Source organism: Pseudomonas sp. RL, assembly GCF_000647775.1.
Classification (GTDB): Bacteria; Pseudomonadota; Gammaproteobacteria; order Pseudomonadales; family Pseudomonadaceae; genus Serpens; species Serpens flexibilis.
In genome coordinates this window covers 60,306-72,838 of the sequence record NZ_JBOY01000006.1, presented here as the reverse complement: position 1 = coordinate 72,838, position 12,533 = coordinate 60,306, and the positions used below count along the sequence as shown (strand labels likewise).

Annotated in this window: 12 protein-coding genes and 1 pseudogene; 5 read left to right on the top strand and 8 right to left on the bottom strand. The window is 66.0% G+C overall.

The window, feature by feature from the left end; all coding sequences use genetic code 11:
• The 5 genes from AS93_RS0101940 to AS93_RS0101920 all read right to left on the bottom strand — a co-directional run.
• On the bottom strand, positions 1–1,965 hold a 1,965-nt coding region (locus AS93_RS0101940; RefSeq protein WP_027589011.1), incomplete at its 3' end, for an FAD-binding and (Fe-S)-binding domain-containing protein.
• The gene (locus AS93_RS0101935) at positions 1,962–2,633 is read right to left on the bottom strand and encodes a lactate utilization protein (protein WP_027589010.1); all 672 of its coding nucleotides are present in this window, start codon (positions 2,631–2,633) and stop codon (positions 1,962–1,964) included. The genes AS93_RS0101940 and AS93_RS0101935, both read right to left, overlap by 4 nt.
• A gap of 1 nt (position 2,634) precedes the next feature.
• On the bottom strand, positions 2,635–4,074 hold the full coding sequence (locus tag AS93_RS0101930) for a LutB/LldF family L-lactate oxidation iron-sulfur protein (RefSeq protein WP_027589009.1): 1,440 nt from the start codon (positions 4,072–4,074) through the stop codon (positions 2,635–2,637).
• Positions 4,071–4,892 (bottom strand): (Fe-S)-binding protein, encoded by an 822-nt coding sequence (locus tag AS93_RS0101925; RefSeq protein ID WP_027589008.1) that lies wholly within the window; start codon positions 4,890–4,892, stop codon positions 4,071–4,073. The genes AS93_RS0101930 and AS93_RS0101925 overlap by 4 nt, the downstream gene beginning before the upstream one ends.
• Before the next feature lie 66 nt (positions 4,893–4,958).
• Positions 4,959–6,653 carry an L-lactate permease gene (locus AS93_RS0101920; protein ID WP_027589007.1) on the bottom strand — a complete coding sequence of 565 codons (1,695 nt, stop codon included), beginning with the start codon at positions 6,651–6,653 and terminating at the stop codon, positions 4,959–4,961.
• 267 nt (positions 6,654–6,920) lie between these two features.
• Between AS93_RS0101920 and AS93_RS0101915 the strand changes: the two genes are divergently transcribed.
• Entirely contained in the window at positions 6,921–7,700 is a 780-nt protein-coding gene (locus AS93_RS0101915) for a GntR family transcriptional regulator (protein ID WP_027589006.1), read from the top strand.
• Positions 7,701–7,712: 12 nt separating this feature from the next.
• Here AS93_RS0101915 and smpB read toward each other — a convergent pair whose 3' ends face one another.
• Positions 7,713–8,195 (bottom strand): SsrA-binding protein SmpB, encoded by a 483-nt coding sequence (gene smpB, locus AS93_RS0101910; protein WP_027589005.1) that lies wholly within the window; start codon positions 8,193–8,195, stop codon positions 7,713–7,715.
• 171 nt (positions 8,196–8,366) lie between these two features.
• On the opposite strand from smpB, the gene AS93_RS0101905 reads away from it, so the two are divergent.
• Positions 8,367–8,801, top strand: coding sequence for a type II toxin-antitoxin system RatA family toxin (locus AS93_RS0101905; protein ID WP_027589004.1), 435 nt, complete (start codon positions 8,367–8,369; stop codon positions 8,799–8,801).
• A complete protein-coding gene (locus AS93_RS0101900) occupies positions 8,794–9,111 on the top strand; it encodes an RnfH family protein (protein ID WP_027589003.1) in 318 nt (105 codons plus the stop codon). The genes AS93_RS0101905 and AS93_RS0101900 overlap by 8 nt, the downstream gene beginning before the upstream one ends.
• Before the next feature lie 14 nt (positions 9,112–9,125).
• Here AS93_RS0101900 and AS93_RS18565 read toward each other — a convergent pair.
• A pseudogene (locus AS93_RS18565) lies at positions 9,126–9,485 on the bottom strand (outer membrane protein assembly factor BamE); the annotation flags it as partial.
• A gap of 93 nt (positions 9,486–9,578) precedes the next feature.
• Between AS93_RS18565 and fur the strand changes: the two are divergent.
• Positions 9,579–9,983, top strand: coding sequence for a ferric iron uptake transcriptional regulator (gene fur / locus AS93_RS0101890; protein WP_027589002.1), 405 nt, complete (start codon positions 9,579–9,581; stop codon positions 9,981–9,983).
• Between the two features lie 129 nt (positions 9,984–10,112).
• Here the strand turns inward: fur and recN are convergent, their stop codons facing one another.
• Positions 10,113–11,786 carry a DNA repair protein RecN gene (gene recN / locus AS93_RS0101885; protein WP_027589001.1) on the bottom strand — a complete coding sequence of 558 codons (1,674 nt, stop codon included), beginning with the start codon at positions 11,784–11,786 and terminating at the stop codon, positions 10,113–10,115.
• Between the two features lie 162 nt (positions 11,787–11,948).
• Here recN and grpE point away from each other — a divergent pair, with 162 nt between their 5' ends.
• Positions 11,949–12,512, top strand: coding sequence for a nucleotide exchange factor GrpE (gene grpE / locus AS93_RS0101880; RefSeq protein ID WP_027589000.1), 564 nt, complete (start codon positions 11,949–11,951; stop codon positions 12,510–12,512).
• Positions 12,513–12,533 lie beyond the last annotated feature (21 nt).

Sequence of the window (12,533 nt, the reverse complement as noted above, 5' to 3'; positions counted from 1 at the left end):
CAGGCGGCGCGCGCCGTTGGCGGCGGCCAGCGTCAGCCGCGTGCCCTTGAGGGCAGCGGCGAAATGTTCGGCCAGCCAGTCGGCGGTGCCGCGATGGTCCGCCGTGGCGGCGCGCAGCTTGCGCACCAGATCGCCGGTGTTGATGCCGACCGGGCAGCGCTGAGCGCACAGCCCGGTGGCGGCGCAGGTGTCGATGCCGTGGTAGCGGTAGGCGCGCTCCAGTTCCGTGGTGTCGACGCCGGCGCGCTTCTTCGCCTGGATGTCGCGCCAGATGACGATGCGCTGGCGCGGGGTCAGGGTCAGCCCGTTGGACGGGCACACCGGTTCGCAGAAGCCGCATTCGATGCACTTGTCGACGATCTCGTCGGCGGCCGGCAGCGGCTTGAGGTGCTTCAGGTGGATCTGCGGATCTTCGCTGAGCACCACGTCGGGGTTGAGGATGCCGCGCGGGTCGAGCAGGCGCTTGATCGCCCACATCAGCTGGTAGGCGTCGTGCCCCCATTCCAGCTCGACGAACGGCGCCATGTTGCGCCCGGTGCCGTGCTCGGCCTTCAGCGCGCCGCCGAATTCCACCGCGACCAGCTGCGTCACGTCCTCCATGAAGGCCGCGTAGCGGGCCTTTTCCGCCTCGCTGTCGAAGCCCTGGGTGAACACGAAGTGCAGGTTGCCCTCCAGGGCATGGCCGAAGATGATCGCCTCGTCGTAATGGTGGCGGTCGAACAGCTCGAGCAGGCGGTTGACGCCCTCGGCCAGCTGTTCGACCGGGAAGGTGACGTCCTCGATGATCACCGTGGTGCCGGTGCGGCGCACCGCGCCGACCGCCGGGAAGGTGTCCTTGCGGATCTTCCACAGCTGGTTGTAGACCGCCGGGTCCTCGCTGAAGGCGACCTGGCGCTCCACCGGGAAGCCGCCGAGGGCGGCCATGATCTGTGCGATCTGCTCGTGCAGCAGCGACTGGCTGGCGGCGCGCGACTCGATCAGCAGCGCGCAGGCGCCGGCGGACAGCGCCCTGACCCAGTCCGGCATGCCGGGCTTGTCCTGCACCGAGCGCAGGCTGCGGCGGTCGAGCAGTTCCACCGCGGAAACCGGCTGCTGGCGCAGCACCGGCACGGCGCGGCAGCAGCTCTCCACGTCCGGGAAGACGATCAGCGCGCTGGCCTTGTGCGGATGTTCGGGCACGGTGTGGTAGGTCACCGCGCTGATGAAGCCCAGCGTGCCCTCCGAGCCGACCATCAGGTGGGTGAGGATGTCGAGCGGGTCGTCGTAGTCGACCAGGGCGTTGAGCGAGTAGCCGGTGGTGTTCTTCAGCCGGTACTTGTGGCGGATGCGCTCGGCCAGCGCGCTGTTGGCGCGCGTTTCCCTGCCCAGTCGGGCCAGTTGTTCGAGCAGCGCCGCGTGGCTGTGCCGGAAGGCGGCGACGCTGGCCGGGTCCTCCGTGTCCAGCAGGGTGCCATCGGCCAGCACCAGGCGCAGGCCGGCGAGGGTCTTGTAGCTGTTCTGGGCGGTGCCGCAGCACATACCGCTGGAGTTGTTGGCAACGATGCCGCCAATCTTCGCCGCGTTGATGGAGGCCGGATCGGGGCCGATCTTGCGGCCCAGCGGGGCCAGCACGGCGTTGGCGCTGGCGCCGATCACGCCGGGCTGCAGGCGGATCTGCGCGCCGCCGTTGCGGATCTCGCGTCCGTTCCAGCGCTCGCCCAGCACGATCAGCACCGAGTCGGAAATCGCCTGGCCGGACAGGCTGGTGCCGGCGGCGCGGAAGGTCACCGGCACCTGCTCGGCCGTGGCCAGCCTGAGCAGTTCGATCACTTCGGCTTCGGATTCGACGCGCACCACCAGCTTGGGGATCAGCCGGTAGAAGCTGGCGTCGGTGCCGAAGGCCAGGGTGGACAGCGGGTCGTCGAACAGCCGCTCGCGGGGAATCAGCGCCTCGACGGCCTGGCGAAAGGCGGCGGGCAGGCTCATGCGTCCTCCAGAATCAGCACGATCAGATCCTTCGGGCCGTGGGCGCCGTAGGCCAGCACCTGCTCGATGTCGGCGGTCTTCGAAGGGCCGGAGACCAGCAGGGCGTTGGTTGGCATGCCGCCGGCCCACTGCTGCTTCTGCTGCACCTCGTAGAAGTTGTCGTACACCTCGCTGGCCTTGAGGATGGCGAAGTGCACCGGCGGCACCAGGCTCATCAGCCGCGGTTCTTCGCGGGTCGGCCAGAGGATCAGGCTGCCGGTGGCGGCGATGGCGCCCAGGGTGCCGGTCAGGCTGGCCGGGGTGTCGTTGAACAGCTCGGCTTTCCATTCCTCGACGGGGCGGTCATAGGCTTTCAGGTGCGGCGCATCGCTGCGGCCGGCGAAGTGCTCGGCAAGCTGCGCGCCCCACGGCGTGCTCGGGGCGATCAGCAGACTGCCCAGCTGTTTTTCGGTCAGCAGCCGTTCCAGCAGCGCCGGCCAGTCGGCCAGGGTGGTCAGGTGCGTTTCGGTGTGCACCGCCTCCATCAGCTGGCGCAGTCGCGGCACGCGCTGCTCCGGCGCGTAGCGCCAGGGCTCGGTCACCAGGGCCTCGTCGAAATCGTCGACCAGCGGCTGGGTGCCGGCCAGGCTGTTGCGCAGCTTGGCGAGGATGTTGGCTTTGGCAGACATGTCACTTGCCCTCCAGGTGCTGTTTCGCCAGTTCGTGCAGCGAACGGGCCGCCGGTTTCGGGGCGGCGTGGTTCTGCGCCCAGGGGCCGATGTTCGGCGTCAGGCTGCGCAAGCGGGTGGCGAAGAAACCGAACAGCCGATAGAGCAGCGGAGAGGTGTTGAGCAGTCGCCAGCCCTGCCAGACCAGGCGTTCGGTCGCCGAGTACTTGCTGCCCTGGCCACGCATGACGCGGTGCGGGTCGTCGGGCTTCTTGATGTTCTCCTCACGCAGGCGGCGCAGCAGCGCGGGGATCGGAATCTTCACCGGGCAGACCTCGCCGCAGGCGCCGCACAGCGACGACGCGGAGGGGTGGTCCGGGGTGTTTTCCAGGCCCATCAGGTGCGGCGAGATGATCTTGCCGATCGGTCCCGGATAGACAGTGCCGTACGCCTGGCCGCCGATGCGCGTGTACACCGGGCAGTGATTCATGCAGGCGCCGCAGCGGATGCAGTTCAGCGTCTGGCGCAGCTCGCCGTCGGCGAAGGCCTGGCTGCGGCCGTTGTCCAGCAGCACCAGGTGTACTTCCTGCGGGCCGTCCAGTTCGTCGGCGCGGCGCGGCCCGGAAATCATGTTGACGTAGGTGGTGATGCCCTGGCCGAGCGCCGAGCGGGTCAGCAGCGAGAGCAGCGGCACCACGTCGCGCAGGTTCTCCACCACCTTCTCGATGCCGGTGACGGCGATGTGCACGGGCGGTACGCCGGTGGACATCCGGCCGTTGCCTTCGTTTTCCACCAGCAGCAGGGTGCCGGTTTCCGCCACCGCGAAGTTGACCCCGGAGACGCCGATGTCGGCCGCGAAGAACTTCTCGCGCAGCACGCGGCGGCCGGTCTGGATCAGCGTGTCGACGTCTTCGGTGTAGTCGATGCCGAGTGTGTCGCGAAACAGCGAGCCCACCTGGCGGGCGTTCTTGTGGATCGCCGGCATGATGATGTGGGTGGGCTTCTCGTGGTCGAGCTGGATGATGTACTCGCCCATGTCGGACTCGAGGGCCTCGATGCCGTGGCCTTCGAGGAAATGGTTCATCTCCATTTCCTCGCTGACCATCGACTTGCCCTTGATCACCTGCCGGGCCTGGTGGGCCTGGGCGATCGCCAGGACGATGGCGTTGGCCTCGTCCACGGTCTCGGCCCAGTGCACCTTCACGCCGTTGCGCGTCAGGTTGGCTTCCAGGCGCTCCAGCAGCTCGGGCAGCTTGGACAGCGCGCGGGCGCGCACATGGTTGCCCATCTCGCGCAGGTGCTCGCGCTCGTACTCGTCGGGCATCGAGGCCAGGCGCTTGGCCATCAGCGAGTCCATGGCCGAGCGCATGTTGCCGCGCAGCTGGGTGTCGCCCAGCGCCTGGCGGGCGTTGCGCTTCAGGTCACGGCTGCTCAGTTCGACGACGGGGATGCGTTGGCTCATGGACGGCCTCCGGTGCGCTGCCAGAGGAAACTGGCCAGGTGCTGGCCGCGCAGCGGGCTGTCCTGCAGTTCCAGCGAGCCGTTGATGTTCATCAGGCAGCCGCAGTCGGCGCTGATCACCTGCGCGGCGCCGGAATCCTGCAGGGCGCGGGTCTTGTCGCGCACCATGGCGCCGGAGATGTCCGGCATGCGCACGCTGAAGGTGCCGCCGAAGCCGCAGCATTCGCTTTCATGGTCGTGCTCGACGCGCTCGACCCGCTGCAACTGGGCGAGCAGGGCGCGGCCGTGCAGGTGGGTGTTCATCTCGCGGCGCGCCGAACAGGAGGTGTGCAGGGCGACCTGGACCGGTTCGCCCTGGTCCTGCAGCTCGACCCGGCAGACATGCAGGAGGAATTCGGCCAGCTCGAAGGTGCGCTCGGCCAGCGCCTTCACCTGCGCCAGGGTCTCGGGCTCGTCCTTGAACAGTTCCGGGTAGTGATGGCGCAACATGCCGGCGCAGGAGCCGGACGGCACCACCACCGGCCAGTCGTTGGCGAACAGCGCCAGTTGTGCGCGCGCCACCTTGCGCGCTTCCTCGGTGTAGCCGCTGGTGTAGGCCGGCTGGCCGCAGCAGGTCTGCTCCTGGGGGAAGTGCACACGCAGGCCTTCGCGTTCGAGCAGGCGGATGGCGTCCAGGCCGGCCTCGGGAAAGAACAGGTCGACCACGCAGGTGCCGAACAGGTACACCTGCTGCGGCTTGGCCGGATACTGGCGTGGAGTGGGCAGCGGCGGCGCCACGCGGGTGGCGTTGGGGGCTGCGTCGTAGAAAAGGTCGCTCATCGGCTTGGCCCGGTTGAGTGTTGCGGGGGACCTGTCCGCCTTGGGCGGAACAGGTCCGGTTATGCCTTACACGCCGACCAACGGGTCGGTGATGCCCAGCACGTAGATCGCGATCAGGGTCAGCAGGCCCGAGATCAGCAGGTAGTACAGGGTCGGCCAGATGGTACGGCGCAGGGTGGTGCCCTCGCGACCCAGCAGGCCCACCGTGGCGGAGGCGGCCACCACGTTGTGGATCGCCACCATGTTACCCGCGGCGGCGCCGACTGCCTGGGCGGCGACGATCATCGCACTGGAAACGCCCAGGCTGGTGGCGACGCCGAACTGGAACTGGCTGAGCATCATGTTGCTCACCGTGTTGGAGCCGGCGATGAAGGCGCCCAGCGCGCCGATGGTCGGCGCCAGCAGCGGGTAGATGCCGCCCACGCTGTCGGCCACGAAGCGCGCCATGGTGATCGGCATGCTGGCCAGCTCAGCGCCGTTGACGCCGGAGTTGATCAGGATGCGCACCATCGGCACGGTGAACAGCAGCACGAAGCCGGCGCCGAGCAGCACCTTGCTGGATTCGCCCAGGGCCGCGCCCAGCTCGCGGACCTTCATGTCGTGCAGGAAGAAGGTGGCCAGCACCACCAGCACCAGGATGCCGCCGGGCAGATACAGCGGCATGAAGTCGGCGTTCACGCCGGTTTCGCCGAGTATGTTGGGGAACAGCAGCACCACGGATTTCATGAAGGCGCCGATTTCCGGCACGGTGCGGCTGAGCACCAGCAGGGCGCCGACCAGCACGTAGGGCAGCCAGGCGCGCAGGGTGCTCATCGGTTTGGCGGTCAGCTCGTCAAGCTTCATTTCCACGCTGCCGAGCCATTCGCTGGGCCACTCGCGGGCGTCGGCGAAATCCCAGGTCTTCTTCGGCACCAGGAAGCCCATGCGCGCGGCGAAGGTGACAATGGCCAGGCCGATCAGCCCGCCGAGCAGCGAGGGAAATTCCGGGCCGAGGAAAATGCCGGTGAAGGCGTAGGGCACAGTGAAGGCCAGGCCGGCGAACAGCGCGAACGGCAGCGCCTCGAAGCCGGCTTTCCAGCTTTTTTCCTTGCCGAAAAAACGTGTCAGCATCAGCACCATGATCACCGGCATCAGGGTGCCGGTCAGCGCGTGCAGGATCGCCACTTCATTGGTGATCAGCTGCAGGAAGGCGTCCCAGCTGGATTGCTGGGCGACCAGCTGGGCGCCGATGGTGGCGGTGTCCAGGCCGCCGTTGATGCCGATGATGATCGGCGTGCCGACCGCGCCGAAGGACACCGGTGTGCTCTGCACCATCATGCCGAGCATGACGGCGGCCAGCGCCGGGAATCCGATGGCCACCAGCAGCGGAGCGGCAATCGCGGCCGGAGTGCCGAAGCCGGAGGCGCCTTCGATGAAGCAGCCGAACAGCCAGGCGATGATGATGGCCTGGATGCGGCGGTCAGGGCTGATGGTGGCGAAACCCGCGCGAATCGCGGTAATACCCCCGGAATGCTTGAGGGCGTTGAGCAACAGGATGGCGCCGAAGATGATCCACAGCACACCGGTGGTGATCACCAGGCCCTGCAGGGTAGAAGCCAGCACGCGGTTGAAGCTCATGTCCCAGACGAACAGTGCGATGCCTGCGGTGAGCAGGAACACCACTGGCATGGCGCGGCGTGCGGGCCAGCGCAGGCCGATCAGCAGGATGGCGGCGAGCAGGATGGGCGAGAAGGCGCACAGGGCGAGCAATCCGTTCGACATGGTCAGGCTCCTCGCGCGAGGTGCAGGCGCAGGGCCGCAGGCATGGAAGCGGTGTGCTGATGCATAGCAGAGTCCTCGTTGTTGTTTTTGTAAATTGGTAATACCAATTACGCGTTGCGAGTGGTCAGGCTACGCAGTGACGGTTTGCCGCGTCAATCCTGTGCAGATAGACGTAGGTCGTAGAAAGAGCCCTTGCTGGGGACCTTTGCGAGTGGTTAGGCTTTGACCCGACGAAAAGTGGTCAGGCCAATTTTGCGGAGAGCAAGTGTGGAGCTAAACAAGGTGCGCCAGCGTCGGCTGGCGGACGACATCGTGGCCCAGCTGGAGGCGATGATCCTCGAGGGAACCTTCAAGGTCGGGGAGCGGCTACCGGCGGAGCGGGCGCTGGCGGAGCAGTTCGGCGTGTCCCGGCCTTCATTGCGCGAGGCGATCCAGAAGCTGGTCGCCAAGGGTTTGCTGACCAGTCGGCACGGCGGCGGCAACTATGTGGCGCAGACCCTGGGCAGCACCTTCAGCGACCCGCTGCTGCAGCTGCTGGAGAACAACGAGGATGCCCAGCGCGATCTGCTGGAGTTCCGCCATACCCTGGAGGGCAGCTGCGCCTATTACGCGGCTCAGCGGGCCACTGAGGTGGATCGCCAGCGGCTGACGGAGGCCTTCGAAACGCTGCAGGCGTGCTATGACCGTGATGTTGTCTGCCGTACCGAGGAGGGCGCCGCCGATGCCGGGTTCCATCTGGCAATTGCCGAAGCCAGCCACAATGCAGTGCTGCTGCACACCATGCGCGGGCTGTTCGATCTGCTCAAGCGCAACGTGGTGACCAACATCGGCGGCATGTATGCGTTGCGCGACGAGACCCGCCAGATGCTGATGAGCCAGCACCGCGAGCTTTATGAAAGGATCATGGCGCGCCAGGCCGAGCAGGCGCGCGAGGTGATTCACCGGCACATCGACTATGTGCAGGAAGTCCTGGCGGAGGGGCGGGAAGAAGCGCAGCGGCTGGCACGTGCGCAGCGCAGGCACCGGGAGCGGACCCTGCTTACCTGAGGCAGGAGTGGATCAGGCGTCCTTGCCCTTGCTGCGCATGGCGCGTTGGATATCACGATCGGCGTCACGTTCCTTCTCGGTGTGGCGCTTGTCGTATTCCTTCTTGCCCTTGGCCAGGGCGATCTCGCACTTGACCAGGTGCTGCTTCCAGTACAGCGACAGGGCGACGCAGGTGTAGCCCTTCTGCTGGACGCCGCCGGTGATCTTCTCCAGCTCGCGCGCATGCAGCAGCAGCTTGCGCGTGCGCGTCGGATCGGCGATCACGTGGGTGCTGGCGGTCTTCAGCGGCGTGATGTGGCAACCCATCAGCCAGGCCTCGCCATCCTTGAGCAGGATGTAGCTGTCGACCAGCTGGGCCTTGCCGGCACGCAGGCTTTTAACTTCCCAACCGGCCAGGGCCAGGCCGGCCTCGAACTTCTGTTCGATGAAATAATCGTGCAGCGCCTTTTTGTTCTGCGCGATGCTGCCCTGCTGTTGTTTCTTTTGCTTAGCCATAGGGCGCGCATTATAGGGACTGGCGGCTGCGCTGGCGACTGTCCACGCAGCTTTTCAGGCGTGCTCCTGCGTGTGACCGGGCGCATAGAACTTGAGGGGGCAAAACGAATCCCCGACAATGCGGCCTGTTACGCGCACCCTCCGGGTGCCGGTCCGCAATGAAGGCTCTGCATGACGACGCATATTCAACGCTCGGCGCTGCTGCCGTATCCGGCGCAGGCGCTGTACGATCTGGTCAACGATGTTGCGAGCTATCCGCAGTTCCTGCCCTGGTGTTCGGCCAGCGAAGTGCTGGAGAGCGACGCCGGTCAGATGCGCGCCAGCCTGACGGTGGCCAAGGGCGGCGTCAGCCAGCGCTTCATCACGCGCAATCAGCTCACGCCCGGCGAGTCCATCGTCATGGATCTGGAACAGGGGCCGTTCAAGCAGCTGCACGGTGTCTGGCACTTCAAGGCGCTGACCGACAAGGCCTGCAAGATCAGTCTGGATCTGGCCTTCGACTATGACGGGCCGTTGATCAAGGCCACGCTGGGACCACTGTTCAACCAGGCGGCTAACACGCTGGTCGATGCCTTCTGCCAAAGGGCCAAGCAACTCCATGGATAAGTCGAATCAGATTGCCGTCGAGGTCGTCTATGCACTGGCCGAGCGCCAGAAGCTGCTGCGCCTGAGCGTGCCGGTCGGCACCACGGTGCGCGACGTGGCCCTGCGCTCCGGCATGGAAGTGTTCTTCCCGGAGCTGGATCTGCACACCTGTCCGCTGGGCATCTTCGGCAAGGCCGTCGCCAAGCCGGAGGAGCGGGCCGTGGAGGAGGGAGAGCGTGTGGAAATCTACCGCCCGCTGATCGCCGACCCCAAGGAAGTGCGCAAGCAGCGCGCCGCGAAGGCGGCGCAGGCGAAGGCCGAACAGCCTTAATTGCGCGGGCTGCTGCCCAGGATGGCTTCGTCCCGGCTTTGGCCGGGGCGGAAGTCGCCGGAAATGGTGGTCAGGCGATCCTGAGCGTCGAATTCCAGGCTGACACGTTCCTGGCGTCGCTCGCCGCCGCCGGGCTGGATGCTGTACAGATAGTCCCAGCGATTGGGGTGGAAGGTATCGGTAATCATGGGGTTGCCCATGATAAACCGCACCTGGCGCCGGGTCATTCCGGGACGCAACTGATCTATCATGTCCTGCGTCACGACATTGCCCTGCTGGATGTCGATCTTGTAAACGCCAGGGAAGGAACAGCCGGCAACTGCCAAGAATGCCGTCAGGCTGAAACTGGAAAGCAGGAGCTTGGTGTTTTGCATCGGGGGCTGACTTCCACTATCTTGGCCGGGAATTCGAGGCTCCGGATCATACCCGCATGACGGATGCTGCGAAACAGAGCATGAGAAACTGACATGGTAGAAAACAACGAATTGCGCAAGGTTGGCCTCAAGGTCACCCTGCCGCGCGTCAAGATCCTGCAGATGCTGGATACGACCGATCAGCGCCACATGAGTGCCGAAGATGTGTACAAGGCACTGATGGAAGCGGGCGAGGATGTCGGCCTGGCCACCGTCTACCGGGTCTTGACCCAGTTCGAATCGGCCGGCCTGGTAACTCGTCACAATTTCGATGGCGGCCATGCGGTCTTCGAACTTTCGGATGGTGAGCACCATGACCACATGGTCTGTGTGGAAACCGGTGAAGTGATCGAATTCATGGACCATGAGATCGAAAAGCGCCAGCGCGAAATCGTCGCCGAGCACGGCTACGAGCTGGTGGACCACAACCTGGTGCTGTACGTACGCAAGAAAGCCTGACCGGCGCGCAACGGTTCCGATAAAAGGCGACCCCAGGGTCGCCTTTTTCATTGGCGCGTTGGCTCGGCACCCTGCGGGAGCGAATTGATTCGCGAGCGGACAAGTCCGCTCCCACGGCGCAGCCGGGCCTTATTCCTGCGCGTTGGCCAGCAGCTTCGCGGCGTGGGCCAGGGATTCGTCGGTGAGGTCGACCCCGCCGAGCATGCGCGCGACTTCCTCGATACGCTGCTGGCGCTCCAGGTGCGCTACGGCGGTGCTGGTGTCCGAGCGGCCGCGCTGCTTGTGCACGAACAGGTGCTGATGCCCCTGTGCGGCGACCTGCGGCAGGTGGGTCACGCACAACACCTGGCCGCGTTCGCCCAGGCGGCGCAGCAGCTGGCCGACCACTTCGGCGGTCGGGCCGCCGATGCCGACGTCCACCTCGTCGAACACCAGCGTCGGTACGCGCGAGGTCTGCGCGGTGATGACCTGGATGGCCAGGCTGATGCGTGACAGTTCGCCGCCGGAAGCCACCTTGGCCAGGGCGCGCAGCGGCTGGCCGGGGTTGGCGCTGACCAGGAATTCCACCTGTTCCAGCCCGGCCGGATGCGGTTCGTCCGTGGCGTTGGCACGCAGCTCGATCTGAAAGCGTCCGCCGGGCATGCCCAGGCGCTGCATTTCCACTTCCACGGCCTTGCTCAGTTCGCTGGCGGCGCGATGACGCAGCGCGCTGAGTTCTTCGGCCTTCTCCTGATAGTGACGGGCATAGGCAGCCAGCTCTTCGGTCAGGCGATCCTGAGCCTGGTCATCGGCGTTCAGGCTTTCCAGCTCCTCCAGCAGTCGCTGCTGCAGCTCGCCCAGTTCGCCGGGCTGCACGCGATGCTTGCGGGCCAGGGTATAGATGCTGTCCAGGCGCTCCTCCAGCTGTTGCTGGCGCTCGGGATCGGCATCGAAGTGGTCGATGAAGCGGTTCAGCTCGCCGATGGCTTCCTCGACCTGGATCTGTGCGCTGGCCAGCAACTCGACGGCGCTGGCCATGGCGCCGGCGTTCGGGCTGAAGGCGGTCAGCCGGTTCAGACTGGCGTTCAGCGCGGACAGCACGTTGCCGGCGTCGCTTTCACTGCACAGGTCCAGCACCTGGCGGCAGGCGCCGAGCAGATGCTCGGCGTTGCTCAGGGTCTTGTGTTCTTCTTCCAGCTGCTCCAGTTCCTGCTCGCCCAGCGCCAGCGCTTCCAGCTCCTCGAGCTGGTAGCTGAGCAACTGGTGGCGGGCGCGCTGTTCGTCGCCGCTGCTGGACACCCGTTCCAGCTCCTGGCGGGTCTGCCGCCAGCGCTGCGCGGCGAGCAATACCTGACGGGCCAGCTCGCCGGCGCCGGCATAGGCATCCAGCAGGCGGCGGTGGGTATCGGTCTTGAGCAGCGACTGGTGTTCGTGCTGGCTGTGGATGTCGATCAGCAGTTCGCCGAGCGCCTTGAGGTCGCCCTGCGGACACGGCGTGCCATTGATGTAGGCGCGCGAGCGACCTTCAGCGGTGATGACCCGGCGCAGGATGCACGGGCCGTCCTGCTCCAGGTCGCGCTCGCGCAGCCAGGCCTGGGCTTCGGGAATCTGCGAGACGTCGAAGCTGGCGAGAATGTCCGCCTTGTCGGTACCGGGGCGTACCACGCTGCTGTCGGCGCGATCGCCCAGCGCCAGGCCTAGCGCGTCGAGCATGATCGACTTGCCGGCACCGGTTTCGCCGGTGATGACGCTCATGCCGCTGCGCAGTTCCAGATCCAGTTGATCGACGATGGCGTAGTTGCGAATGGACAGATGGACCAGCATGGAAGGCTCCCCAGGTTCGCCAGGCTGGCTATTTATACAGTGGTCGGTGAGTCGCCTTCAAGCATTTCTCCGCGCCCCCTTGAAGAAGGTTTCACCGTCCCCATATAGGACTGCATTCGGCGCCGGCCCGGCCGGCATCCCTTCGTCTAGAGGAGACCCCCAATGGTGGATGAACAGAACCTGGAAACCCCCAACGCCGAACCGTCCGCCGGCGAGCAGGACACCGAGGCGTTGCAGGCGCGCGTGCTGGAGCTGGAAGAGCAGCTGGCCGCCGCCCAGGATCAGGTGCTGCGCAGCGCCGCCGATATGCAGAACGTGCGCCGCCGCGCCGAACAGGACGTGGAAAAGGCCCACAAGTTCGCCCTGGAAAAGTTCGCCGGCGATCTGCTCGCCGTGGTCGACAGCCTGGAGCGTGGCCTGGAGCTGACCCGTCCGGACGACGAGGCCAGCAAGGCGGTGCGTGAAGGCATGGAGCTGACCCACAAGCTGCTGCTCGACAGCCTCAAGCGCCACCAGCTGGAGCAGCTCGATCCGCAGGGCGAGCCCTTCAACCCCGAGCATCACCAGGCCATGGCGATGGAAGAAAGCGCCACGCTGGAGCCGGGCAGCGTGCTCAAGGTGTTCCAGAAGGGCTACCTGCTCAACGGTCGCCTGCTGCGCCCGGCGATGGTCGTGGTCAGCAAGGCACCGGCCGACACGCCGTCTTCGATCAACGAAAAGGCTTGAAATCCATCGGGCCGACCCCAT

Coding starts and splice junctions, on each gene's coding strand:
- AS93_RS0101935 (WP_027589010.1), bottom strand. CDS start 2,633: ATGTCTGCCAAAGCCAACATCCTCGCCAAGCTGCGCAACAGCCTGGCC.
- AS93_RS0101930 (WP_027589009.1), bottom strand. CDS start 4,074: ATGAGCCAACGCATCCCCGTCGTCGAACTGAGCAGCCGTGACCTGAAG.
- AS93_RS0101925 (WP_027589008.1), bottom strand. CDS start 4,892: ATGAGCGACCTTTTCTACGACGCAGCCCCCAACGCCACCCGCGTGGCG.
- AS93_RS0101920 (WP_027589007.1), bottom strand. CDS start 6,653: ATGTCGAACGGATTGCTCGCCCTGTGCGCCTTCTCGCCCATCCTGCTC.
- smpB (WP_027589005.1), bottom strand. CDS start 8,195: ATGGCTAAGCAAAAGAAACAACAGCAGGGCAGCATCGCGCAGAACAAA.
- AS93_RS0101905 (WP_027589004.1), top strand. CDS start 8,367: ATGACGACGCATATTCAACGCTCGGCGCTGCTGCCGTATCCGGCGCAG.
- AS93_RS0101900 (WP_027589003.1), top strand. CDS start 8,794: ATGGATAAGTCGAATCAGATTGCCGTCGAGGTCGTCTATGCACTGGCC.
- fur (WP_027589002.1), top strand. CDS start 9,579: ATGGTAGAAAACAACGAATTGCGCAAGGTTGGCCTCAAGGTCACCCTG.
- recN (WP_027589001.1), bottom strand. CDS start 11,786: ATGCTGGTCCATCTGTCCATTCGCAACTACGCCATCGTCGATCAACTG.
- grpE (WP_027589000.1), top strand. CDS start 11,949: ATGGTGGATGAACAGAACCTGGAAACCCCCAACGCCGAACCGTCCGCC.